Below are 2,738 nucleotides of genomic sequence, written 5' to 3'. Positions count from 1 at the left end.
ATATTGGTGTGAGCAATTTTACTCCAGAACATTTTGAAGCATTGCTTGCCCAAGTTTCTATTAAACCGGTCATTAACCAAGTAGAATTTCATCCTTATTTAACACAAAATGAATTACGAAAGTATTTAGAAGCTCAAAATATTATCATGGAATCATGGTCTCCATTAATGAATTCACAAATTCTCCATGATGAAGTCATAAATGAAGTAGCTAATGAAGTAGGAAAAACTCCAGCCCAAGTTGTAATAAGATGGAATATTCAGCACGATGTTGTTGTTATACCTAAATCCGTAACACCACATCGCATAGAAGAAAATTTAGACGTATGGAATTTTGAATTAAGCGACAACCAAATGGAAAGAATCGATCAATTAAATCAAGATAAAAGAATTGGACCTAACCCTCTTGAATTTAACGGTAAGTAAATCAATAGTAAAATGAGGTTGGGATATAATTCCTAGCAAAATAGCCAGTAAATGAGTTTTTATAAATTCATTTACTGGCTTCTTTATTTACAACAATACTTCGTATTGTTGGCTCGCTTTCTTAGGGGACAGCTTCAGCCTGTAGTCTTCAGCTTGTCCTGTTCCCTCAAGAGTCTCGCCAAAATACTTTGTGTTTATATGTAATTTCACAATGAAATACTTAAAAAAATAAGGTCTTTCGTATAATTTAATAAATACCAATAAACAAAATTAACGAGGTGCCTTATGTATAAAGACTATAACATGACTCAACTTACTCTACCAATGGAAACTTCAGTTCTTATCCCCACAAATGATATTTCACGACATGTAAATGATATTGTAGAAACAATTCCCGATACTGAATTTGATGAATTCAGACATCATCGTGGCTTAATATAAGAAAAGTAACAGCTCAACGAGCTGAAAATCATCAAAAAAATTATAAAAAAGACAATTCCTATATTATTTCAATAGAAATTGTCTTTTTTTACTTATCTTGAACCTTTTTGTCCCAGCCTCTTCCTACGATTAGTCAAGTACTTATAATTAAAATAAGCATTACTTAACTAAACCGTTCATTTTAATTTTTTTGAATAAGGTGTTAAACTATATTTGATTGTACGTTTGGCTAATGTGGTGACATTTGATAATCGTACAATTTATGATTCATTACAAGATAATGAATTGTTTTTAATAATCGATTTATACAAGCAATGATGGCAGTCTTATGAGGTTTCTCATTAGGCTGCTTTCTTAGTTTGTAGTAATAATCGACGACATGATTGTCATAATGATGCTGCCCTCTTATTATATTCATAATCACCCAAAATAAAAGTTTTCTCGCTTTTTTATTACCACGCTTGTTGATGGTATCTCTACAGTGTGTATGACCTGATTGATATCGTTTGATATCAATGCCAACAAAAGCATTGAGTTGTTTATTTGATTTAAATCGCTTAATATCACCAATCTCCCCAATAATCATAGCTGTGCTTAGCTTACCAATACCAGGTATCGAATGAATATTTTCAAAATAATCGAGTTGTTGTGCTAATTGAATCATGGCATCATCTAATTGTTTGAGATGATGAATAGATTGTTTTAATTGTTGAATAAGTAAGCGTAATTTTTCGACTAGAAAGGAATGTCTATCGACATTAGGATAGCTTTCTTGAGCAATCACCCTTAATTGAAGTGCATATTTTGTAGCTTTATCCATTGACATTCCTTTATCTGTAGAATTGAATATATGTGTAATCAGTACATCCTTGTCGATATCAAGAACCATGTCTGGATGAGTAAAGATTTCTGCGATGTTGAGTGCAATGATTGAATATCGACTACTAAATAATCTTTCTAAACCAGGGAATGTTTGATGGAGTAATTCAAGGATCTGAAATTTAAGTCGATTTTGTTCATTCTCGATTTCTAGATGAAAACGGACGCGTTCTCTTAATTCAAAGAATATTAACTCATGTATAGGTAAGTTGTCTGTTTGTTTAAGCGTCGGTCCTAAACAAGCAAGCTTATGAGCATCTGCCTGATCAGTTTTCCATGATCTTAGAGCGCTCGTTTTAAATTTGGCTTCTAACGGATTCATTTGAATATAGTTAATTTGATTTACACAACAAAATCGTTCCATACCTCTTGAATAGATACCTGTAGATTCAAAAATGAGTTGTGGGTGGTGTAAGTCATTCAAATACTTGAGTAAATAATTGTAACCATTTTTATTATTTTGGATGAAAAACTCTTTTTGGAATTTTCCATTTTTATAATGTGCAACTACACTACTTCTTTTACTAATATCAACACCTAAGTAATCGATAAAAAAACCTCCTTTGAATAATTGAGAAGCTAAAAACTTTACTCAACCTTTCTCATTTCATTTTCCTATACACGGTTTCAAGAACCCAACATACTACAAACGAATTTCAAAAGGCGAGAGTAAAGCTGACTTGTTTTTTATACGGATTTAAAATCCAAGAGTCTGGACAGTCTACTTCTCTCTATAACTATAAAAAATAGCTATGAAAAAATCTATCGTCATAGATTTCTTCATAGCTAATCTTAGTATGTTTATTAGTAGTTTGGCAATGAGAAAGATGAAATTAGGTGTTATGTTGACTTTTTTAATAAAACATTCTGTCCTATTTCATTAATTAATAGTTAAAATAATATAGTTTTTAATTCGATATTTAACTTAATGTTAATGATAACATCGACATATTGCTATTTATCATCTAGACTTACAGAAATAATTTCTTGAGT

At 31.0% G+C, this 2,738-nt stretch carries 2 protein-coding genes; one reads left to right on the top strand and one right to left on the bottom strand.

What is annotated here, in order from left to right; translation table 11 throughout:
- On the top strand, positions 1 to 425 hold a 425-nt coding region (locus IE142_RS34540; RefSeq protein ID WP_191889383.1), incomplete at its 5' end, for an aldo/keto reductase.
- Positions 426 to 1,095: 670 nt separating this feature from the next.
- On the opposite strand, the gene IE142_RS34535 is transcribed toward IE142_RS34540, so the two are convergent.
- Positions 1,096 to 2,295 carry an IS110-like element ISSep2 family transposase gene (locus IE142_RS34535; protein ID WP_096928880.1) on the bottom strand — a complete coding sequence of 400 codons (1,200 nt, stop codon included), beginning with the start codon at positions 2,293 to 2,295 and terminating at the stop codon, positions 1,096 to 1,098.
- Positions 2,296 to 2,738: the final 443 nt, after the last annotated feature.

It is taken from the genome of Streptomyces mutabilis, assembly GCF_014649815.1.
In the GTDB taxonomy this organism is placed as follows: domain Bacteria; phylum Actinomycetota; class Actinomycetes; order Streptomycetales; family Streptomycetaceae; genus Streptomyces; species Streptomyces mutabilis.
This window is presented reverse-complemented; position numbering and strand designations above follow the sequence as displayed.